At 42.0% G+C, this 22698-nt stretch carries 23 protein-coding genes; 13 read left to right on the top strand and 10 right to left on the bottom strand.

What is annotated here, in order from left to right:
• Positions 1-124 precede the first annotated feature (124 nt).
• Positions 125-685 (top strand): signal peptidase I, encoded by a 561-nt coding sequence (gene lepB, locus BXY41_RS02510; RefSeq protein WP_170072164.1) that lies wholly within the window; start codon positions 125-127, stop codon positions 683-685.
• A 55-nt stretch (positions 686-740) separates the two neighbouring features.
• Here the strand turns inward: lepB and ilvD are convergent, their stop codons facing one another.
• Positions 741-2462 carry a dihydroxy-acid dehydratase gene (gene ilvD / locus BXY41_RS02505; RefSeq protein WP_104434229.1) on the bottom strand — a complete coding sequence of 574 codons (1722 nt, stop codon included), beginning with the start codon at positions 2460-2462 and terminating at the stop codon, positions 741-743.
• Positions 2463-2723: 261 nt separating this feature from the next.
• Between ilvD and BXY41_RS02500 the strand changes: the two genes are divergently transcribed.
• From BXY41_RS02500 to BXY41_RS02490, 3 genes are read left to right on the top strand one after another with little or no spacing between them, the layout of a single operon-like run.
• Positions 2724-3752 (top strand): serine hydrolase domain-containing protein, encoded by a 1029-nt coding sequence (locus BXY41_RS02500; protein WP_104434227.1) that lies wholly within the window; start codon positions 2724-2726, stop codon positions 3750-3752.
• Positions 3742-4092: an inorganic pyrophosphatase gene (locus BXY41_RS02495; RefSeq protein WP_104434225.1), complete on the top strand. Its 351-nt coding sequence runs from the start codon at positions 3742-3744 to the stop codon at positions 4090-4092. Before BXY41_RS02500 ends, BXY41_RS02495 begins: the two co-directional genes overlap by 11 nt.
• A gap of 13 nt (positions 4093-4105) precedes the next feature.
• Positions 4106-4489, top strand: a complete 384-nt coding sequence (locus BXY41_RS02490; RefSeq protein ID WP_104434223.1) for a VOC family protein — start codon at positions 4106-4108, stop codon at positions 4487-4489.
• On the opposite strand, the gene BXY41_RS02485 is transcribed toward BXY41_RS02490, so the two are convergent.
• The 4 genes from BXY41_RS02485 to BXY41_RS02470 all read right to left on the bottom strand — a co-directional run bounded on the left by BXY41_RS02485 (position 4486) and on the right by BXY41_RS02470 (position 7914).
• A complete protein-coding gene (locus tag BXY41_RS02485; RefSeq protein ID WP_104434221.1) occupies positions 4486-5184 on the bottom strand; it encodes a FadR/GntR family transcriptional regulator in 699 nt (232 codons plus the stop codon). The genes BXY41_RS02490 and BXY41_RS02485 overlap by 4 nt on opposite strands.
• A 20-nt stretch (positions 5185-5204) precedes the next feature.
• Positions 5205-5648: a ribose 5-phosphate isomerase B gene (gene rpiB, locus BXY41_RS02480; protein WP_104434219.1), complete on the bottom strand. Its 444-nt coding sequence runs from the start codon at positions 5646-5648 to the stop codon at positions 5205-5207.
• A gap of 81 nt (positions 5649-5729) precedes the next feature.
• Complete coding sequence (aroC, locus tag BXY41_RS02475; RefSeq protein WP_104434217.1) at positions 5730-6842, bottom strand: chorismate synthase; 1113 nt, start codon at positions 6840-6842, stop codon at positions 5730-5732.
• Positions 6843-6855: 13 nt separating this feature from the next.
• On the bottom strand, positions 6856-7914 hold the full coding sequence (locus BXY41_RS02470; RefSeq protein ID WP_104434215.1) for a lactonase family protein: 1059 nt from the start codon (positions 7912-7914) through the stop codon (positions 6856-6858).
• A 222-nt stretch (positions 7915-8136) separates the two neighbouring features.
• On the opposite strand from BXY41_RS02470, the gene BXY41_RS02465 reads away from it, so the two are divergent.
• Genes BXY41_RS02465 through BXY41_RS02445 form a run of 6 tightly spaced genes read left to right on the top strand, consistent with a single transcriptional unit; the run spans position 8137 to position 12817 of the window.
• A complete protein-coding gene (locus tag BXY41_RS02465; RefSeq protein WP_104434213.1) occupies positions 8137-8670 on the top strand; it encodes a helix-turn-helix domain-containing protein in 534 nt (177 codons plus the stop codon).
• Between the two features lie 16 nt (positions 8671-8686).
• Positions 8687-9763: a spermidine/putrescine ABC transporter ATP-binding protein gene (potA, locus tag BXY41_RS02460; RefSeq protein ID WP_104434211.1), complete on the top strand. Its 1077-nt coding sequence runs from the start codon at positions 8687-8689 to the stop codon at positions 9761-9763.
• Complete coding sequence (locus BXY41_RS02455; protein ID WP_104434209.1) at positions 9756-10568, top strand: ABC transporter permease; 813 nt, start codon at positions 9756-9758, stop codon at positions 10566-10568. Before potA ends, BXY41_RS02455 begins: the two co-directional genes overlap by 8 nt.
• Positions 10568-11356, top strand: coding sequence for an ABC transporter permease (locus BXY41_RS27065; RefSeq protein ID WP_334296909.1), 789 nt, complete (start codon positions 10568-10570; stop codon positions 11354-11356). The genes BXY41_RS02455 and BXY41_RS27065 overlap by 1 nt, the downstream gene beginning before the upstream one ends.
• 15 nt (positions 11357-11371) lie before the next feature.
• A complete protein-coding gene (locus tag BXY41_RS27060; protein ID WP_242980019.1) occupies positions 11372-12469 on the top strand; it encodes an ABC transporter substrate-binding protein in 1098 nt (365 codons plus the stop codon).
• A 24-nt stretch (positions 12470-12493) separates the two neighbouring features.
• The gene (locus BXY41_RS02445; protein WP_104434207.1) at positions 12494-12817 is read left to right on the top strand and encodes a DUF1622 domain-containing protein; all 324 of its coding nucleotides are present in this window, start codon (positions 12494-12496) and stop codon (positions 12815-12817) included.
• Between the two features lie 702 nt (positions 12818-13519).
• On the opposite strand, the gene BXY41_RS02440 is transcribed toward BXY41_RS02445, so the two are convergent.
• The 4 genes from BXY41_RS02440 to BXY41_RS02425 all read right to left on the bottom strand — a co-directional run bounded on the left by BXY41_RS02440 (position 13520) and on the right by BXY41_RS02425 (position 18152).
• Entirely contained in the window at positions 13520-14368 is an 849-nt protein-coding gene (locus BXY41_RS02440; protein ID WP_104434205.1) for a Dam family site-specific DNA-(adenine-N6)-methyltransferase, read from the bottom strand.
• Positions 14359-15411 (bottom strand): DNA adenine methylase, encoded by a 1053-nt coding sequence (locus tag BXY41_RS02435; protein ID WP_104434203.1) that lies wholly within the window; start codon positions 15409-15411, stop codon positions 14359-14361. Before BXY41_RS02435 ends, BXY41_RS02440 begins: the two co-directional genes overlap by 10 nt.
• Before the next feature lie 110 nt (positions 15412-15521).
• On the bottom strand, positions 15522-16487 hold the full coding sequence (locus tag BXY41_RS02430; RefSeq protein ID WP_104434201.1) for a GGDEF domain-containing protein: 966 nt from the start codon (positions 16485-16487) through the stop codon (positions 15522-15524).
• Between the two features lie 15 nt (positions 16488-16502).
• Positions 16503-18152, bottom strand: a complete 1650-nt coding sequence (locus BXY41_RS02425) for a methyl-accepting chemotaxis protein (RefSeq protein WP_170072162.1) — start codon at positions 18150-18152, stop codon at positions 16503-16505.
• Positions 18153-18498: 346 nt separating this feature from the next.
• Here BXY41_RS02425 and BXY41_RS02420 point away from each other — a divergent pair, with 346 nt between their 5' ends.
• Positions 18499-19113 (top strand): recombinase family protein, encoded by a 615-nt coding sequence (locus BXY41_RS02420; RefSeq protein WP_104434196.1) that lies wholly within the window; start codon positions 18499-18501, stop codon positions 19111-19113.
• Positions 19114-19159: 46 nt separating this feature from the next.
• Positions 19160-19552 (top strand): metal-dependent transcriptional regulator, encoded by a 393-nt coding sequence (locus tag BXY41_RS02415; protein WP_104434194.1) that lies wholly within the window; start codon positions 19160-19162, stop codon positions 19550-19552.
• A gap of 44 nt (positions 19553-19596) precedes the next feature.
• Here the strand turns inward: BXY41_RS02415 and BXY41_RS02410 are convergent, their stop codons facing one another.
• Positions 19597-21465 (bottom strand): heavy metal translocating P-type ATPase, encoded by a 1869-nt coding sequence (locus tag BXY41_RS02410; protein ID WP_104434192.1) that lies wholly within the window; start codon positions 21463-21465, stop codon positions 19597-19599.
• Positions 21466-21717: 252 nt separating this feature from the next.
• On the opposite strand from BXY41_RS02410, the gene BXY41_RS02405 reads away from it, so the two are divergent.
• Entirely contained in the window at positions 21718-22689 is a 972-nt protein-coding gene (locus tag BXY41_RS02405) for a serine hydrolase domain-containing protein (protein WP_104434190.1), read from the top strand.
• Positions 22690-22698 lie beyond the last annotated feature (9 nt).

The raw sequence follows: 22698 nt of genomic DNA, 5'->3' as shown, positions 1-22698 counted from the left end.
ATTATGGACATTTCATGAATGTTTGTGAATATTTTCTTACCATTTTGTGAAACCCCTTGCACAATTTTCCAAACTCATTTAAACTTTGATACAGAACTAAGAAGAAAGCAAAGAAGAGAACATTATGAAAAGAGAAGAAAACATGCCACAGGAACCATTTAACTGGAAAGAAGAGATTATCAGCTGGATTAAAATAATTATTACAGCTGCCGTTATTGCATTTTTGCTGAACAATTTTATTATTGCTAACAGCAGGGTTCCAAGCGGTTCTATGGAAAAGACCATTATGACCGGCGACCGGGTTATCGGCTCCAGACTTTCCTATTACTTTGAAGAGCCGGAACGGGGCGACATTGTCATCTTCCATTTTCCTGACGATCCTACTGGGAAGACATATTATGTAAAGCGAGTCATCGGTCTCCCGGGCGACATCATTGATATCCGGGACGGAAAAGTCTATATTAATAATTCCGACACTCCACTTGATGAGCCATATCTGCCAGAACCCATGGAGCCTGAACCAGCCGCCCATTATGAGGTACCTGACGATTCTTACTTCATGCTGGGTGACAACCGGAATTATTCGGCTGATGCCAGAAGGTGGAAAAATAAGTACGTAAAAAAGAAAAAGATTATTGCCAAAGTATTGTTCCGCTATTTCCCTTCAATCAAACAGCTTCAGTAAAAAACGGGCGGAAGGAATCCAGGGATCATTTCCCGTTTTCCTTCCACCCGTTTTCTTATTCCATATATCCCCCTTTCATGGGCGATACTGCATGCTGGGAAAAGATTTTAAGAACGCCTGTTTTTATTCTGTCTTCTCTTGGCTTCCAGACCTTCCTCCGTTCTTCTAAAATCCGGTCTACCTCCTCCCCGCTCATGGCTTTCCCTTTTATTCCCGTAATCCGAAGACTTCTCCCCGGTATATCAATCTCAATCAGATCATCTTCTTCAATTAATGCAATTGGGCCTCCGTTGGCGGCTTCCGGTGAAATATGCCCGATGGCAGGACCTTTTGTGGCACCGGAGAATCTGCCGTCTGTTAAAAGTGCAATGGATTTTGATAAAACAGGATCAGAGGAAATGGCTTCGGTGGTATAAAACATCTCCGGCATTCCGCTTCCTTTTGGACCTTCATAACGGATTATTACTGCCTGACCAGGCTTAATCTTTCCCTGAAGCACTGCTTCCATAGCCTCTTCTTCACTGTCAAACGGTTTTGCCTTTAATACTGCCTGATGCATCTCTTTCGCTACTGCGCTGTGTTTTACAACTGCTCCGTCAGGCGCTAAATTACCTTTTAAAATAGCAACAGTTCCGTTTTTGCCAATGGGATTATCAAAAGAGCGGATTACGTCCGTCCGCTTTATTCCTATTTTTTTCAGATATTCGTCGCATGCCTCATAAAAATTATTCTTCTTTAAATCCTCCAGGTTCTGCCCTAAAGCCTTTCCAGTCACTGTCATGCATTCTAAGTGAAGCATGGATTTTATCTCCTCCATGATTCTTGGTACACCTCCTGCATAGTAGAAGTACTGAGCCGGCCATTTTCCTGCTGGTCGGATATCCAGTAGATAATGGGCGTTTTTATGAATCCGGTCAAAGGTATGGGCATCAATGGTGAGACCCAGTTCATGGGCAATGGCAGGAATGTGAAGCAGGGAATTGGTAGAACCGGATATGGCAGCGTGGACCATAATCGCATTCTCAAACGACTCCATGGTTATCATTTTCCTGGGAGTTAAGCCGTTCCTTGCAAGCCATACTGCCTGAACACCTGCTTCTTTCGCCTTAATTTTCAGTTCTTTTGAGGTGGCAGGCATAAGTGCCGTTCCCGGCAGCATGAGACCCAGGGCTTCTGCCATGATCTGCATGGTGGAAGCTGTTCCCATAAAGGAGCAGGCCCCGCAGGAGGGACAGGCATGGTGCTTATACCAGGTAAGTTTCTCCTCAGAGATTTCTCCCCTTTTACACATGGCGCTGTACATTCCAATCTGTTCCAGAGTTAAAAGATCCGGACCTGCATCCATGACACCTCCCGTTATCACGATGGAGGGAATGTTAATTCTGCCTATTCCCATGAGATGGGCTGGTACTGCCTTATCGCAGCTTGCCACAAATACCCCTGCATCATAAGGAGTTGCGTTATTATGTATTTCAATCATGTTGCAGATCATATCTCTGGATACCAGAGAATAATTTCCTCCGTCATGCCCCTGGCTCATGCCGTCACACGTATCCGTGGCAAAATAACGTGCTCCCCTGCCGCCAGATTCATAGATTCCGTCTGCTGCCTGATCCACCAGTTCCAGAAGATGGGCACTTCCCGGATGACTTTCTCCAAAGGTACTTTCAATTATGATCTGCGGTCTCTCCAAATCATCCACGGACCAGCCCATTCCCATTTTTAACGGGTCCATTTCAGGAGCAATCTTTCTTACCTGCTGACTTCTTAATTCCATCTTATTTGTTCCCCTTTTTGTTTGTAATACGTATGATGTATTTTAATATAAAATTATCATTATACGATTAAAAAGTCAATATACGAATTAATTTTAGGTATTTATATATATTTATTAATTTTACAACTCCAAATACATACGATGTATTTGGCAATTTATTATGTGCCAGAATTAAACTACTTTTTTGAAATGCTCTATACTTTACTATAATTTTTTGTTACTATGAAAGGAATTACATTGGAGTGAAAAGGAGATATCTGTATGAATATTGATAGAATAATACCAGCTGATTTTCGAGGCTGTATTTCCATTTATCAGAATGATAAGATGTTAATTGAGAAGGCATACGGATATGCAGATCTGCCCAATCAGGTTCTGAATGATATGGAAACCAGATTTGCAACAGCTTCTGCAGGAAAGGCATTTGTAGCCGTTGGAATCCTGCAGCTGATTGAAAAGGGACTGCTTCACCTGGAAGATAAAATAGGTTCATTCTTTGATTTTGACTTAGAGCAGATTGACAAGGAAATTACAGTTGAGCAGCTTCTTACCCATACTTCTGGGATACCAGACTATTTCGATGAATCTGTAATGACAGAATATGAAGAATTGTGGTATGACTTTCCAAACTATAGAATACGTTCCAACAAAGACCTGCTGCCGCTTTTTATTCACAAGCCGATGATGTATCCAAGAGGAAGCAAATTCCAATATAATAATACTGGTTTTGTGGTGTTGGCAATGATTCTTGAAAAGATCACCGGAATGGAATTCGACCGGTATCTGGAAGAATTCGTATTTGTTCCCTGTAAGATGAAACATACCGGATATTATGAGCTGGACAGACTGCCCGCAAAATGCGCCTTTAATTACATATATGACGAGGAAAGAAATGACTTCCGTACAAATATATACAGTGTAGATGTAAAAGGAACGGGCGCAGGAGGTGCCTTTACAACAATCGGTGATGTCCGTTTATTCTGGAAAAACCTTCTGTCATATCAACTGCTGTCCCCTTCCATGACGAAAACCATGTTATCAAATCATAGCGGAGAAAGCCAGTGCTATGGATATGGAATGTGGCTTAAGAAAACTGAGAATGACTTTAATCCCTATTTTCAGGGCTGTGATCCGGGTGTAAGTTTCAAATCATCCTTTGACAAGAAAAAACAGATACTGATAACAATAGTAAGTAATTATGGGGACGATGTCTGGAAACTATGGCGGGAAATTTCAGCCAATCTAACGCATTTTTACGATGAGAATGGAGGCGGTTTAAGTGAATCCTGATTTTTGGACTGCATTGGATCAGCTGGTGGGTGATTCTGAAATTGTCATTGACAGACCGAAGGGATCTGTTCATCCAAAGTATCCTGATTTCATATACAAAGTCGATTATGGATATTTAAATAACACATCCTCCATGGATGGGCAAGGCATAGACGTCTGGGTTGGTACTGAGAAAAAGCAAAGAATTGATGCAATTATGTGTATTGTTGATTTAATGAAACGGGATTCTGAAATAAAGATTCTGATCGGCTGTACAGAAGAAGAAAAAGAAATGATCTATCATACTCATAATAAAACAGAATTTATGAAGGGAATTTTAATCAGACGGAAATCCGATTAATAAGGGGGACATAATGAAAATTGAACATGTAGCCATGTATGTAAATGATTTGGAAAAAACAAAAAAATTTTTTACTAATTATTTTAATGGAAAAGCAAATGACGGTTACCACAATCCCAAAACTGGGTTCCGTTCCTATTTTCTAACCTTTGAAGACGGCTGCCGGCTGGAAATCATGAATAAACCGAATATGGAAGATCCACAGAAAACACTCACCCGCACTGGCTTTATCCACATAGCCTTCCAGGCAGGAACCAGAGAAAACGTTGAAAGTCTCACCATTCAGCTAAAACAGGATGGGTATGAAGTAATCAGCGGTCCCCGGACGACCGGTGACGGCTATTATGAAAGCTGTATCATAGATCTGGAGGGGAACCAGATTGAAATAACCATCTAATTCCCCTCCAAAGATTTAAGCATTCTCCGGTTCACAGTCAGATGCATATACATGGCGCATCTGGCCCCTTCCGGATCCTTTCTGATAATACAGTCTGTGATTTCTCTGTGCGTATCAATGGTCTCCTGTCCCAGTCTTGCATTGGTTAAATCCACAAACAGAGAGATGGATGAATTAATCACAGGAATCAGCTTTTCCACCACCCGATTGCCGCTGCATGCGGCGATCTGCCGGTGAAAAAGAATGTCTGCATGGGTATGGTCTTCTCCCCGATAAATCAGTTCCTCTACCTTGCCTTTTAATTCTTCCAGTTCCTTTAGCTGCTCTGGTCTGGCATTCACGGCAGCCAGTGCTGCAATTTCCGGTTCCAGCATCAGACGGACACTTAATAAATCAAGAGCCAGATTGGTTTTATCCTTTAAAAAGGAAAGCCCCAGAGGATCATCTAAAAGTCCCTGTCGTTCAGAAACAAAAGTCCCCGCCCCTCTTCGTATGGTAAGAATCTCTCTGGAAACCAATATCTTAACAGCTTCCCTGATGGTTCCCCTGCCCACTCCAATTTCCTGGGCAAGTTCAAATTCATTTGGGATTTTAGCACCAATCTCCAGTCCCTTTTCCACAATATCATTCAGGATCTGCTCTGCTACCTGTTCAGCCAGGGTTTGTTTTGTTCTGTTCTCCGGTTCGTGACTCATGAGCCTCCCCTTTCACAGAGTTAATTTCTCTTTTCGATATCCATTACCATATCTACACGGCGCTGATGTCTTCCGCCTTCGTACTGGGCATCCAGCCATTCTTCCGTAATCATCTTTGCCATCTCCACTCCTACAACTCTTGCGCCAAAACAAAGGACATTGGAATCATTATGCATTCTGGAAAGCTTTGCTGTGTATGGCTCACTGCAGACACAGGCACGGATTCCCTTAACTTTGTTGCATGCAAGGGAAATACCCACTCCGGTTCCGCAGATTGCGATTCCCAAATCTGCTTTTCCTTCTGTAACCGCACGGCCAACTTTCTCACCATACTCCGGGTAGTCGCAGCTTTCTGTTGAATTGGTACCAAAATCAATTACTTCATAACCTTTGCTTTCCACAAACTCCTTAATAGCTTCTTTCATCTCTATTGCTGTATGATCATTACCCATTGCTATCTTCATTATCATTCTCCTGTTTCTATATAAAATAAGTCAGTAATATATCCGGCATTTAACATAGCATAAATACCGGATATAATCAAGTTATTCAGTTTCTTCCCTATAAAAGGAAATAATACGATCCATTCTGGCAGATAAATTGGCAAGCAGCAAGTCAACCGTTGTAAGCGCCGCCATTGCCTCAACTACCACAACCGCACGGGGTACAATGATCGGATCATGGCGGCCCTTAATTTCAATCTCAGTCTCTTCTCCCTGTCTGGTAACAGTCTTCTGAGGCTGGGCAATGGAGGGAGTCGGTTTAAAAGCAGCCCGAAAAACCACCCTGGATCCATCGCTGATTCCGCCAAGGATACCTCCGGCATGATTGGTCACTTTCTTCGCTCTGCCATCTGGTTCCATACAGAAACCATCATTATTTTCAGATCCCAGAGCACGGGAAGCTAAAAATCCATCTCCGATCTCAAATCCTTTTACTGCTCCGATGGACATCACTGCTTTTGCAAGAGATGCGTCGTATTTATCAAAGACAGGATCACCGATTCCGGCCGGTACACCGTCAATGATGCATTCCACCACGCCTCCTACAGAATCTTTTCTTCCCATCATTTCTTCTAAATACTGTTCTGCCAAAAGAGAGGTCTCCTTATCAGGCATATAAAGACGGTTCTGGTCCCGCTCTTTTAAGTCAAAACGTTCTTCTTTGACTTCATACGGTCCCACCGATCTGGTATAAGCCGTTACAGTGATACCCAGGCTTCTTAAAAAGCAGGCAGCTATGGCGCCTGCCGCAACTCTGCCAATGGTTTCCCTTCCGGAGGATCGTCCACCACCCCGGTAATCCCTGAAACCATATTTTTCATCAAAGGTATAATCTGCATGGCCCGGACGGTAAACTTCCATAATATTACCATAGTCCTTAGAACGCTGATCCGTATTCCAGACAATCATGGAAATGGGAGTTCCGGTTGTCTTACCTTCAAACACCCCGGATAAAATCTCCACCTGATCCCCTTCGTTTCGCATTGTGGTAAATTTGCTTTGTCCCGGCTTTCTGCGGTCAAGGAAGCACTGAATATCCTTTTCTTCCAGAGAAAGACCGGCTGGACAGCCGTCAACCACCACACCGATTCCTTTTCCGTGGGATTCTCCCCATGTTGTGATTTTAAATATTGTGCCAAGTGTGGATCCCGCCATCGTTGTCTCTCCTTTATTTGCTGACTTTTACGATTACACAGCTGTTCGGTTCATTCACTTTTAATTCTTTTCCGTTCATAATTAAAAGACCCTTTTCGTAATCCACCGTAAAGAAGGTAATGCTGCCAGTTTCGTGGTTAATGGATGCAATATGCTTGTCATCTGGAAATACACAAATATCTTTTGGATAGCTTCCGCTGATGGGCAGGCAGCATAAATAGGTTAACAGACCAGTCTGGGGATCACGGTCATACACCGTAACCGTATTATCTCCTGCATTTCCGCAAAACATGTGTGTTTCGTCGTTTGAAAAACGCAGGGCACTGGCTGCGGTTAACTGAGTCAGCGGTTTGGGACCGGTTGTCTTAATGGTCTGGATCTTTTCAATCTTCGGCTGATGGTCTCCTGTTTCATAGGTAAATACATCGATGACATTCTTAAGTTCATGAACCAGATAGAAGAACTTTCCGTCTTTACTGAACCGGAAGAATCTGGGGGCTGACTCTAATTCACTTCTGATGGCATCCACCAAAAGCAACTCTTCGTCCTTCTCATCAAAATGGTAGATCTTCACCTGATCAATTCCCAGATCGGCAACCATAATGAATTTTCCGTCCGGAGTCCGTCTGGAGCAGCTTACATGAGGGCGGAAATTCCTTTCAGCCACGCTGCCCAGTCCCTTATGGAACACACTGGTTACAATCTCACCAACGGAACCATCGTCATTTAATCGGAGCACGGTGCACTTTCCGTCATGATAGCCGGATACAAAAATATATCTGTCATCTTTGTCCGTAGATAAATGACAGCCTCTCATACCCTTAATATTTGCGGAGTTTAATCTTGTTATGGAACCGTTCTCATGAATGCGGAACGATACTACGCCTTCATCAGCTATGGAATAAAGTGTCCTGCCATTGTTGGAAGCTATTACATAAGAAGAATTGTCTACTTCCACCTCACATCTAGGGATAAAACGGCCCTTTTCCACATCCACATCATACACCGTGATGCCCTTGGCCTGTCCATTGTAGGAATAGGAACCTACATACGCCATATATTTACCTGTCATAACACTTTTCCTCCTCGAATCTTCCTTGTATAAACTAGAAATATCATATCATAAGTTTCCCTGTTTGTTAAGGAAAAACTTCCTTAAAAACTATTGACATACATGGAAAAACAAGTATAATGTATCTTGCTGCGTGTTTATTATTACTAAACTTTATAGTTATATTTATCGTCAGTTAGTATAAGTAAACTTTCAGCTTAACATAATAAGAAGGAGGAGCAAATGGATATCGGTACAAAATTAAAGGAACTGCGTGTATTAAAAGGACTGACTCAGGAAGAACTGGCTGACCGCGCGGAACTGTCAAAGGGATTTATATCTCAGCTGGAAAGGGACTTAACTTCCCCCTCCATTGCAACTCTTATGGATATTTTACAGTGTCTGGGTACCTCCATCGGAGAGTTTTTTAATGAAAGCCGGGAAGAGCAGATCGTATTTGGCAAAACCGACTATTTTGAAAAGCACGACGCAGATTTGAAAAATGAAATTAAATGGATTATTCCAAACGCACAGAAAAATATGATGGAGCCCATCCTGCTGACTCTGGAGTCAGGAGGACAGACTTATCCGGACAATCCACATGAAGGAGAAGAATTCGGGTATATACTGCAGGGAAGCATTTCCATTCATATAGGAAATAAAACATATAAAGCGAAAAAAGGGGAATCCTTTTACTTTATACCAGATAAAAAACATTACTTAAGCAGCAAGGCAGGTGCTTCCTTAATCTGGGTAAGTTCACCTCCAAGCTTTTAACAGGAGGATAAAGCTCATGGGTCAGTCACTCATTGATTTACGAAATATATCAAAAAGCTTTGACGGAACTATGGTTCTTGATGATTTAAATCTCTCCGTAAAGGAGAACACATTCGTTACATTACTGGGCCCAAGCGGCTGCGGAAAGACCACCACACTTCGTATTATCGGAGGCTTTGAGAGCCCCAGCAAAGGCGAGGTTATCTTTGACGGTCAGAACATCACCAATCTCCCGCCCAATAAAAGACAGCTGAATACGGTCTTTCAGAAGTATGCTCTTTTCACCCATATGTCCATTGCGGAAAACATTGCATTTGGTTTGAAAATCAAGAATAAATCCAAATCTTATATTCAGGATAAGATTAAATACGCCTTAAAGCTGGTAAACTTAGACGGTTTTGAAAACCGCAGCGTCAGTTCCTTAAGCGGCGGACAGCAGCAGCGAATCGCCATTGCAAGAGCTATCGTCAACGAACCAAGGGTTCTGCTTCTTGATGAGCCTTTAGGCGCACTGGATTTAAAACTTCGTCAGGATATGCAGTATGAGCTGATTCGTTTAAAAAATGAGCTTGGCATTACCTTTATTTATGTAACCCATGATCAGGAAGAGGCTCTGACCATGTCAGATACCATAGTCGTAATGAATCAGGGCTATATTCAGCAGATGGGCTCTCCGGAAAACATTTACAATGAACCAGAGAACGCATTTGTAGCTGACTTCATCGGGGAAAGCAACATCGTTCCCGGAATTATGTTAAGAGATGAGCTGGTTGAAATATTCGGTGCCAAATTTGCCTGTGTAGATAAGGGATTCGGTTCCAATGCTCCTGTGGATGTGGTCATCAGACCGGAAGACATCGACCTGGTTGCTCCGGAAAACGGCAGCCTGGAGGGAGTGGTAACACATTTAATCTTTAAAGGCGTTCATTATGAAATGGAAGTAACTTCACCGGACGGCTTTGAATGGCTGGTGCACAGTACGGACTTATTCCCAGTGGGACAAAAGGTAGGGATTCATGTAGATCCTTTTGATATCCAGATCATGAACAAGCCGGCTTCAGAGGATGAGGAGGCCGTGGGAGTCAATGAATAAGAAATTATTGTCCGGACCGTATCTGATGTGGATGATTGGTTTCATTCTGATTCCACTTGCACTGATCGTATTTTACGGACTGACTGACAAGAGCGGAGCGTTCACACTTTCCAATGTTCTTTCTATTTCTACAGAGGAACATGCGAAAGCACTGTGGCTCTCTCTGGGTTTATCCCTTTTAAGTACTGTTTTGTGCCTGGTACTGGCTTATCCTCTTGCGATGATTCTCCGTACCAGAGGGATGGGCCAGGGAAGCTTTATCGTATTTATATTTATCCTTCCTATGTGGATGAATTTTCTTCTCCGCACCCTTGCATGGCAGACGCTTTTGGAGAAGAACGGTGTAATTAACGGAATCTTATCCGCACTCCACCTGCCAAATCAGGGACTTATCAACACTCCGGGGGCCATTATCCTTGGTATGGTATATAACTTCCTTCCATTCATGGTTCTTCCGATTTATAATGTGCTGATGAAAATCGATGACAATGTAGTAAATGCAGCAAGAGACTTAGGTGCTAATTCCCTTCAGGTGCTCATTCGGATTCTTCTTCCTTTAAGCATACCTGGAATCGTAAGCGGCATCACCATGGTTTTTGTTCCTGCACTTACCACCTTCGTAATCTCCAATATATTAGGCGGAAGCAAAATTCTTCTAATCGGAAATGTAATTGAACAGGAATTTACAAAAGGGAGCAACTGGAACTTAGGCTCCGGCCTTTCTCTGGTCCTTATGATATTTATTTTAATCAGCATGGCGCTCATCGCCAAGTATGATAAAAATGGGGAGGGAACGGTACTGTGATAAATAGAAAAACAGCTTTTATCAAACGTTTTTTCCAGGATTTTTACCTGGTTCTTATTGTGGTGTTTTTATATGCACCCATTGCAACTATGACAGTGCTGTCCTTTAATAATTCAAAATCCCGTACCCAATGGGGCGGTTTTACTACCAGATGGTACACAGAATTGTTTTCCAGCAGTACGATTATGGATGCACTTTATACCACGCTGCTGATAGCATTTGTATCGTCTCTGATTGCAGTTATTATCGGCACTGCAGCCGCCATTGCAATTAACAGCATGAAGCCGTTTCCCCGCTCTCTTCTCATGGGCATTACTAACATTCCCATGCTGAACGCGGATATCGTAACCGGAATTTCCCTGATGCTGGCGTTCATCGCCTTTGGGATTTCTCTGGGATTTAAGACCATACTGATCGCACATATTACCTTTAACATTCCGTATGTCATATTAAGTGTCATGCCGAAGTTAAAGCAGACTGATAAAAGTACCTACGAGGCAGCCATGGACTTGGGAGCCACCTCAGTTTCCGCATTTTTCAAGGTAGTATTCCCGGATATTCTGCCAGGTGTACTTTCCGGATTTTTGCTGGCATTTACCATGTCACTTGATGATTTTATTATCACACACTTTACAAAGGGTGCCGGTATTAATACATTATCGACTTTAATTTACAGTGAAGTGCGCAGGGGAATTAAACCTTCCATGTATGCACTTTCCACGATTATCTTTTTAACGGTGCTGGTTCTTCTCTTAATCACAAACTTTGCACCAAAGCGAAAAAAATAACAGGAGATCATTAATATGAAAAAAAGAATTCAAATGGTTATGGCAATCAGCGCCCTTGCCCTGCTCTCCTCTTCCCTGTTAAGCGGCTGTGGGAAATCCCAGGCCAAGGCAGGAAGCAATGGTGAGGTTTATGTTTACAACTGGGGTGAATATATTGACGAATCTGTCATTGAGGAATTTGAAAAAGAAACAGGTATTAAGGTAGTATACGATTTATTCGAAACCAATGAAGAGATGTACCCGGTTATTGAAGCTGGCGGTGTCAAATACGACGCAGTCTGCCCCTCTGACTATATGATTCAGAAGATGGCACAGAACAACCTTCTTGCAGAAATCAACTTTGACAACATTCCAAATTACAAGGAAATTGATCCCAAATATTTGGAGATGTCAAAGAGCTTTGACCCGGAAAATAAATATTCTGTCCCCTACTCCTGGGGAACCGTAGGAATTCTTTACAATACCAAAATGGTGGCGAAAGAAGATATTCCTACCAAATGGTCTGATCTGTGGGATGAGAAATTCAAAGACAACATCCTGATGCAGGACAGTGTCCGGGATGCATTTATGGTGGCATTAAAATCACTGGGATATTCCATGAATACCACCAACGAGCAGGAAATCAAAGAAGCAAAAGAGCTTTTAATCAAACAGAAGCCCCTGGTACAGGCTTATGTAATCGATCAGGTTCGTGATAAGATGATCGGCGGAGAAGCCGCTGTAGGCGTGATCTATTCCGGTGAAATGCTTTATATTCAGAATGAAGTGAAGGATCTTGGACTTGATTATTCTCTGGAATATGTAATTCCGGAAGAGGGAACCAATCTCTGGCTTGATTCCTGGGTAATTCCTGCCAATGCTCCCAACAAGGAGAATGCGGAAAAATGGATTAACTTCTTATGCCGTCCCGACATTGCAAAGAAAAACTTTGAATACATCACATATCCAACACCAAATAAAGGTGCTTTTGATCTGCTTGATCCGGAACTGAAAAACAACAAGGCTTTATTCCCGGATGACAGCATGTTAAAGAACAGCGAAGTTTACAAGTACCTGGGAGACCAGTCAGACAGCCTTTATAACGAAGCCTGGAAAGAAGTAAAATCTAATTAATAAATACCAGACGGAGGGGAACATATGGTAGGGAATCTGGAACTTTTGTTGCGGCAGGTGGTAGACATGGCAATTCTTCTCTTTGAATTCATGGGAGTAATTGTCATCATTGTATCGGGTATCAAAGGTATTATCAACTATGTCAAGCATAATCCTGCCATACGCCTGCATCTTGCTGAGGGTATGGCACTGGGACTGGAGTTTAAGCTAGGAAGCGAGATTCTAAGAACTGTAGTGGTTCGAGAGCTTTCAGAGGTTGCCCTGGTTGCTGCCATTATTGTTCTTCGGGCTGCACTCACCTTTTTGATCCATTGGGAAATTAAGGTGGAGAAAGAGGGAGATAAATAATAATAAGCCCTATAAAATGGATGAGATAAAAGTAATAACTGCAAAAAGTAACTTATCTTGAATAAATAGATGTGCAGCATTCCAGATTAGCTAGATGCTGCACATCTCTATTTTTTTTTATCGGATCTGATTAAGGAATCGAGCTATGTAAGGATTTGTAAAAACTACTATTATATGGTATGATTATTATGGTAGTCAATCTGCCGGGTGGTTTCCATCTCCGAAAGGGGGTGGTAATTGTGAACACTTATGAGGAATTTATGGTAATCATAAATGTTGCAGCGTTAATCGTTGCAATACTTACATACGTAAAACACAGTGACAAAGGTACAAAAAAATAATCACCCAGCCGACCAAAGCAATTGGTGATTATTTTCAAATAATTAAACAAGAATTTGGAAGCCACTCTGTGGAGTTGGCTACCATTTGTACCTTCAGGATAACACGATTTTATAAAATTGTCAATGAATTCGACACATTAAATAATTCCCCTTCTAATTCGTAAATATCCTTAATTGGAATCTTATCATCATATGGGCTACAATTATCCTGCTTCATTTACCCTTACTTTCGGAAAATCAGGCATCATGTCCTCCAATCTGATTGTTTCGCTCCTGGGTCATGGCGCCCTCCTCCAAGTTAGTCCCTATTAAAATTAAAAAAAGCGGAGACTCTGCAAACGAATCAGAGCTCCCGCTTTTATTAATAATTTGTTATAAGTACTTCAACCGTTACTGCATCCCGTTCTTTAAACTGATAATTACAATTAGAATAAGTTTTATCAATATAATGAATGTGATACTTCCGGCTCCATTCAATCAAAAGTTCATTGGAAAGCCCCTTATGATAAAATACATTTGACAAAGCAAACCGGATTCCAGTCTGATTGAGTTTATCGAGCAGCTCAAGCAGTTCCCGCTCTTCCTTTTCCTTCCAGTCTTTAAATCCCCGGTTACCATCGTTATAATTACCTGTTGAAATCAGATAGGGGGGATCACAGTAAACTAAATCCTCCGGCCCAAGTTTTAAATAATTCAGTTCTGTAAAGTCCTTGTTGGTGAACTGGATCTTTTTCTGCTGAAGCGCCTGGCAAAACCGGGTTAAATTCTTTTCAATATTGCTGTTAAAAGAACTCCGGTTTCTCCCAAAAGGAGAATTGAATTCATGGCTGTTATTAAACCGGATCTGATGATTAAACGCATAGCAGGTCAGAACAAAAAGTTTTGTTAGATCACCGGTTTTGTTGTAATCTGCCCGAAGCGCATAGTATCCGTCTTTATTCTGCTGGGTCAGCTGGTAGGTGTTAATAATTTCCCGGATCCGCTCCAGCAACTTGTCTATATCCGTAGCCTGAAACAGCTGAAACAGCTCAATTAAATAATGAATCTGATCATTGCAGATAATTGTCTCGGCCTCTACATTAATTCCTACATTAAATCCACCGGCAAATACATCCACAAACGTCCGGATATTGGCTGGAAACGCCTGAAAAACAGATTCCAGAATCTTAAACTTTCCTCCTGTATAGTTCAGAGGACTTTTTATGTACATGGCGGCACCTGCTTTTCTATGTAAATCAAAAGCTCCTTTAAACGTTCCGTTTCTTTCACCTTACGGCTCTTGTATCTTCGGTAAGGGATCTCATACACATGGTAGGTCTCTGGCTTTCCGAATTTTTTCATAACTGCTTCTATCTCTTCCATCGACATCAACCCGTCTGTACTATAGCTCAGTATGATATGGCGGTACCTGGCATTGGAAATCAGTTCTTCAAAGGCAGGAACTGCCTTGTTTTTCATGCAGAACTCAGATTTCTGTCCTTCCGCTTCCGGTCTTTGTCCGGTGACTCCCCGCACACTTGGATAATCATATCTGGCAGCGGTTTCCAAAACATGATAATTTGAAAAATACTGTCTGGAGTTGTAAGGAGGATCAATATAAAGAATATCGCCTTCCATCCTTTTTAACAAATCCGAGCCATTTTCATTGTAACAGCGGTTTTCTTTTCCGTTATGAGTCACTGGCAGACGGTATAATTCATAATGCTTATAGCTTCTTCTCTCCCATGACTTATGAAACGCACCATAGGTTCCAGATGTATTGGAAACAAAAGGGATTCCCTCCACAATACAGGCTACCAGATAAAAATACTCCTCTTCACTTAACAAACCGGCAGCTTTCCAATCCTCTACCGTACAGCGTGCAAAGTCAATGCGAAGAGCGTTGTCATCGTTTAAATACATCCGGCCGCCAACAGGAGCATATGTATTCTGGAAAAAGCGCCGTTCCACCGGCAGTTCTTCCATCTCTTTTTTCTCTATCCCGTTAAAATAATCCAGAGGATCTTCAATCCCTGTTTCTGCCTGCAAACGGGTAAACTCCGGCATCTGGTCGTTCTCAACGGTTGCCCGCTGAAGAACATAAGAAAAATACAGCAGGTCATTGGAACAGACCTGATACCACTGTTTAAAATATCTGGCAACCGCAGCGGTTCCAGAAAATATATCACAAAAGCTTTTCGCTTCCGGCGCTTTTTCATCTATTACATACTTAATCTGGTCCAGCAGCAGTGTCTTGCTTCCAATAAATCTCATTCTTTTCTTGCTCCCATTTCATTTTACCTGACTATCATTATAATGTAAAACCACAAAAAACACAAGAAAAGATACGCCTGTCAGCTGCTGCTTTCTAAAGACTTCTTTTTTTACTTACGCATCCGTTTAAATTGATACATTTTTTCATCTGCTATCTTTATAGCAGTCTCAGGTAACAGATCCATTTCCTTTTTAATACAGACAATTCCATAACTGAAAGACATGGAATAACCCACCGGATTTGCCGCCAGGTTTTGATTAACTTCGGCTAACCGTTTCTCAGCCTCCTCTTCTGTTAATCCGCGGTATAGAATTACAAATTCATCTCCGCCAAAACGGCATATAAAATCCCCCTGATTGACAGACTCTTTTAATTCCCGTGAAACACATGTTAAATACTGATCTCCGTTTAGGTGACCAAATTGATCATTGATTGTTTTTAATCCATCCAGATCAATCATACATAAGGCAAATAAAGGTTCCGCTTTCATATACTCATCGATGGTGCTGATACAGCACCTCCGGTTATTAAGCCCGGTCAGTTCATCTTTATATGCCATTATTTCCAGATGGGCCTCTTTTTCTTTCTGAAATGTCACATCACTAATTAAATGAATAACTACTCTCGTATCTTCCCAGTGAACCCAGTGGGATTCCACCTGAAAGATTTTTTTCTGTTTGCATTGATACTCAAATTTTTGTTTGTCTTCTATTTTACCTGGCGACTGAAGCCGGTCCATCAATCCGCATGCCTCTCCGCAGATAAACTGTCCGGTCTCCTCATTATAAAACCGATTTTTTACAAGATAGTTGGTATAAAGGATTTTGCCTGTCTTCTCCTCTGTTACAACAACCCAATCCTTCAGACTGTTAATGATAGCCAGAAGCAGGGAATTAAATCCCCTGCTTCTGGTTACCTGCTGGTTCATTTTCAACATATATCCGGAAAGACAAGAAATGGTGTCCTGTAGTTCCTTATAAACCGGAGTATCGCCCTCCAGCTGTCCTGTTACAGGATTATTTGTAATAATACTCTGAATCTGCCCAAGAAGAACATGAGCATCTTTTTCCGTCATTAACTACACCTTCAATCATGAGTTTGCGCTTGTTTTCAGTTTAAACTGGCTTATCAGGTTCATCATTACCTCTGCCTGACTGTTTAACTCCTCACTTGCCGCAGCACTTTCCTCTGAAGTCGCGGAATTGGACTGAACAACAAAAGAAATCTGATCCATTCCCCGGGAAATTTCCGTTACCGACAGGGACTGTCTTTCCGAAGCTTCAGCAATTTTTCCTACCATGCTGATAATGGTGTTGGCATGCTCTGCTACCTCAGTAAATGCCTGACTGGTACTTGAGGCGTATGTTTCTCCCTGACGAATGGTTGCAATGGAATTTTCTATGAGAGCCGAAATATTCTTGGCCGCTTCCGCAGATCCCTGAGACAGCTTTCTGATCTCATCTGCGACAACTGCAAAACCTGCGCCTGCACTTCCTGCTCTGGCTGCCTCAATTGCAGCATTTAATGCAAGCAGATTTGTCTCAGCAGCAATTGCATTAATTGTCTCTATAATCTCTGTAATATGTTGCGATACTTCCGATATGTTGCCAATGGCATTTTTAAGATGTTCCATTTCAACAAGGCTTTCTCTTACTGTCTGCCCTGCCTGGTTTCCTATGGTATCCACATTCTGGGCGTACTGGGCACTATCCTTTGCCTGTATCTGCACCTGTGCAATTGCAGCAGACAGTTCCTCTACACTGCTGGCCTGCTCTGCTGCACCCTGTGCAAGGCTCTGAGAAGCGGCAGAAACCTGTTCTGCTCCCGTAGAAACCTGTTCATACCCCTGTTTTATTTCAGACAGGGTATGATTCATCTGATTCTGGAAATATTCGATTGATTTCTGTATGTTATAAAAATCGCCTTCAAACTCTATGGTGCATTCACATGCAAAATTTCCATTGGCAAACTGGGACATGGCATAGTCTATTGCCTTTATGTAGTCTTTAATAGCCGAAACGGAATCATCCAGAGAATTGCCTAAATCCCCGACTTCATTTGTAAGGCGGTTTGTAAATGACACATCCAGTAAGCCTGCCTTTAATTTTTTACATTCTTCCTGAAGCTTAAGTATGGGGCTGACAATATGGCGGCTGACATAACGGAAGGTTAAAATTAAAAGTACAAGTGTAATAATTAATACGGCAGCACACATTGCCACTCCCTTGAAAATGGTAATCTTCATATTTTTAAGCTGCTGGTCAATATTGGCCTGCTTTTGTACCTTTGCAGAATCAAGTAGCTGAACTAATTGCTCAATTTTTTCATTAACACTGTTTTTCTCCAGTTCAATTGCTGCACTCTTATTGGTTTTTTCCAGATCCAGCACCTGGTCGGCAAGTTCATGAATCTCTTTATGCAGCGGCTCAGCCTTTTTATAAAATTCAGCCATATCCTGTGAATTCTTTACTTTGTCACTGTACAGATACGTTCCAAAATCACACTTGGTTTCATCCTTTTGACCTGTAAATTCCGTTCCGTAATTTAATGAATTGCTTAAATTGCTCCCCCATTTGTAGTGAGCGGTCTGTGCGGATAAAAGCAATTCTTTCTCTTCATAACATTCCGAAATCAACCCATTCACCTTATTAATGGACTGAAAACTTAAGGTTACAGAGATTACCATAATAAGTACGGAAACAGTAATTGCAAGAAAATGCAGAATAAATGCCTTCTTCATCGAAGTTCTTTTCATAGTTTTGTACCGGATATATGCCGGTTCCCCCTTTCATTGTTACTTAATATTGTTATAATCATCTTATTTTCGATTAATATAACCGTTTTGCCATGAATTTTATTGTCAAAAAGGTGTACCTTTCTATATCGACACCCAAAATCTCCTTTCTGCTATATTTTTGTTGAAATATGTCGAAGTTTTTATTATAATATATTATGGTTAATTATACTAATTTAACAAGCATAAAGTATTGCCGAAAAGGTACACCTTTTTAGCAATACTTTATGCTTGTCTCATTTTAAAATCTACTCTTTCTGCCATAATAGAAAAGACAGGAGGTAAATAATATATGAATAATTTCTATGGTTACGTCAGAGTATCTACGCTTGATCAGAACGTTGAACGGCAGCTTGTAGAGTTGATTAAATGGGGAGTTTTAGAGAAAAATATTTACTGTGATAAATTGTCGGGAAAAGATTTTAACCGGCCCCAGTACCAGAAATTAAAGCGCAAATTGAAAGAGGGCGATGTACTGGTGGTCAAAAGTCTGGACCGCCTTGGAAGAAATTATGAAGACATTCAGAAAGAATGGAGAGATATTGTTAAAATCACAAAAGCAGACATTGTGATTATTGACATGCCAATTCTGGATACACGGACCAATAAGGATTTAATCGGAACGCTGATCTCTGATATTGTCTTACAGCTGCTTTCTTATGTAGCCCAGGCGGAAAGAGAAAATATCAGACAAAGGCAGGCAGAAGGAATTGCCATAGCAAAAGCACAGGGAAAGCATCTGGGGAGATATCCTTCCCCCCTTCCGGATGAATTTTTTCCTATATACGAAAAATGGCTGAACCGGGAGTACTCCTTACGGACCGCCAGCAGAGAACTGGGAATTTCCATCAGTCAGTTCCGCACCATGATAAAAAAGCATGAAAAAGGTTTGGATAACCTGACTTGAAAATACAAGCCTGTTTGTGTTACAATAAACAGATACAAAAAGAACTTTGAAAGAAGGTGCTGTTACGAAAATACAGGAATCTGCTGAAAATTATCTGGAAGCAATTTTAATGCTGCATAAACGCAACGGATATGTACGCTCAATTGATATAGCCGGTGAGTTGGAATTTTCCAAACCCAGCGTCAGTGTGGCAATGAAGAATCTTCGCGAGAATGGTTTTATTGATATGGATGAAAATGGACATATAACGCTGTTGGAAAAAGGTCAGGAAATCGCAGAGCGGATGTACGAGCGCCACACCTTCCTTTCGGACTGGCTTATGGCTCTGGGCGTCGAACGTAAGATCGCATTAGAGGATGCATGCCGGATTGAACATGTGATCAGTGCTGAAAGTTTTGCAGCAATTAAAGCCTTTGTAAACGGCAGAGAAAAAGAATAATAGATAGGCAGCATTGAAAAGTCATGCTTTCCAATGCTGCTTATTTATTTTGCACTCCATTTCAGAAGAAACGCTGAGTTAATGATTACAGCCAGAGATCCTGCATTATGTACCAGTGCGCCTACCACCGGATTTAATATCCCGGTTACCGCCAGTATAATAGCCATAAAGTTTAAGAACATGGAAAAGAACAGATTATAATGTATGGTACTCATCATCTTCTTTGACAGAGCCAGAAGATGGGGGATTTCTTTTATATCATCGCTCACCAGAGCAATGTCCGCAGCTTCCACTGCTATATCACTGCCGATCCCGCCCATGGCTATCCCAACAAAAGCACGTTTTAAAGCCGGGGCATCATTGATACCATCACCAATCATGCAAACCCGTTTCTTTTCCTCCTCATAGGTATTCACCCAATTGAGTTTATCCTCAGGCAGACACTCTGCATGAATCTCCATAATCCCAAGCTGACCGGCAATATGCATGGCTGCGCTTTTATGGTCTCCTGTAAGCAGCACAGGTTCTGAACCAATTTCTTTAATCCGGCCAATCACCTCACCTGCCTCCTTTCTGATGGTATCCGATAAAGCAAGAAAACCAGCAGGAGTATTGCCTTTTGAAAGATAGATAACCGTACAGCCCTGATTAAGATAAACTTCTGCCTCTCTTCTATGCCAATCTTCCATCAGAATTCCGTTTTCAGACAAAAGTTCCGGAGTACCAGCCAGAATTTTCTTTCCCTTAACAACAGACCTAACACCCCGTCCGGGAATCATTTCGAATTCATCTGCGGGCATCACATCCTTTTTCTTTTGCTCTTTTAATGAGCGGACCACTGCTTTCCCCAGCGGATGTTCCGAACGGGACTCTGCCGCTGCTGCCAGCTCAAATATTTCATCTTCCCCATACTCTTTTGTAAAGCTGACTGCAGACACCACCTGGGGAGTCCCATAGGTTAAAGTACCAGTCTTGTCAAAGGTCAGTTTACTGACTGCAGACAAACGTTCCAGTGCATCTCCCTCCCTGACCAGGAAGCCATGCTTAGTCGCATTGCCTATGGCAGCCATAATGGCTGTCGGGGTAGCCAGAACAAGTGCGCAGGGACAAAATACAACCAGTATGGTAACGGCTCGCATAGGCTCACCTGTAAAAAACCAGGTCAGCACGGCAGTTGCCAGAGCTATGACCACAATCCACGTCGCCCATCGGTCTGCAACGCCTACTATTTTAGCCTTTCGTGCGTCTGCAGACTGAACCAGACGTATCATTCTCTGTATGGAACTGTCTTCTCCTACCCTGGTTGCCTCCATATCAAAAGAACCAAACTGATTGACTGTGCCACTGGACACTTCATCTTCCGGTCCTTTGTCCACAGGAAGGGACTCCCCCGTCATAACAGCCTGATTCACAGAGGTTCTTCCAGTTGTGATGACTCCGTCTGCAGGAACCGTCTCTCCCGGTAATACACGAAGAAGATCTCCCTTTAATACCTCTTCTGCCGGAATAATCGTCTCCAGCGCCCCATTAAGCCTCCTGGCTGTGCGGGGAGTTAAATGCACCAGTTTTTCAATCCCGTCTCTTGCCCGTTTTACTGTGAAATCTTCAAGAAATGCCCCCAACTGCATAATAAAAGCAATTTCTCCCGCAGCAAATATCTCCCCTGTTATGACAGAAGCAATCAGTGCAATGGATACCAGAACATCTGCTTTTATATCAAATTCGGTGATTAAACCAATAACTGCCTCCAGAATAATTGGAATGCCGCAAAGAAGAACTGCAATCCAGGCAGCATCAAAGGGGATTGGAGCCAAATCAAAAAAACTGATAATAAGGGCAATCACAGAAACTGCAAGACTCCCTTTTTCTTTCAAGGGCCCTCCCCACTCTAAAAACTGATTGATACGATTCATGATCTGCCTCCCTTTTTATACCTATAGGGGTATATGTATTTATCATAACCAAATATACCCCTATAGGTATCAATTGTCAAGCAGAAACATGCAATTTCACTCCGATTGAAAAAAATACATATTCTGATATACTGTACTATAGCTGCATGTGACACCGCTCCGCACAAAATGTCAGGCGGTTAAATCCATTTTCCCGTATCATAGTATCTGTGAATTGCAACAGATTATGGAAAGAGAAAGCGGGGAAATGTCATGAACGATGGTATTATTCGGTTAGAAAATATAATTGCAGCAGATTACGGTAATATCGCTGGTATTGTTGTACAAAAAAAAGGGGAAGTTGTTTATGAACGCTATTTCGACGGGTATACCCCGGTGGATGCTGTTCACGTAATGTCGGTAACCAAAAGCATTGTGGCCACACTGATTGGCATTGCCATTGATCAGGGTTATATAGAAAGCCCCGATCAGAACGTTCTGGATTTTTTCCCAGCTTACAAGCTTAAGCGGGGGGAACAGACCATAAAGCAGGTCACCATAAAAAATATGCTTACCATGACTGCGCCATACAAATATAAGTCGGAACCTTACACAAAGGTCTATTCCAGTGATGACTGGACTAAATCTGCCCTGGATTTATTAGGTGGTAAATCTGGTATAACCGGAGAATTTAAGTATTCCACAATTGGTACGCAGATTTTATCCGGAATCATAGTTAACGCCACTGGCAGATCCGTATTTGATTTTGCAGCAGAAAATCTGTTTACACCACTGGGTATTACAATTCCCGGTAATACGATAATCAAAAATAAAGAGGAACATCTTGCCTTTCTATCCAGCAGAGCTGTAAACGGCTGGGTGGTGGATCCACAGGGCGTGAACACAGCCGGATGGGGACTTTGCCTTACTCCACGGGATATGGCAAAAATCGGACAGCTTTATTTAAACGGCGGCAGCTATGAAGGCAGGGAAATTCTGTCACGGAACTGGATTGAAGAATGCACAAAAGTAAGGAGCCGTTGGGGAGATTTTTCATATGGGTATTTATGGTGGATTACAGACAGTGAGGGAGACCGTTGTTATGCGGCAATTGGCGATAGTGGAAACTTCATTTTTGTCAATCCTGAAAAAAGTATTGTTGTAGCGATTGCGTCCCGGTTTGTACCGAATTTCAAAATACAGACTACACTGATTACCAGAGATATCATTCCACTATTTGAATAAAACAAGGGG

It is taken from the genome of Lacrimispora xylanisolvens (assembly GCF_002934545.1).
In the GTDB taxonomy this organism is placed as follows: Bacteria; Bacillota; Clostridia; order Lachnospirales; family Lachnospiraceae; genus Lacrimispora; species Lacrimispora xylanisolvens.
This window is presented reverse-complemented; position numbering and strand designations above follow the sequence as displayed.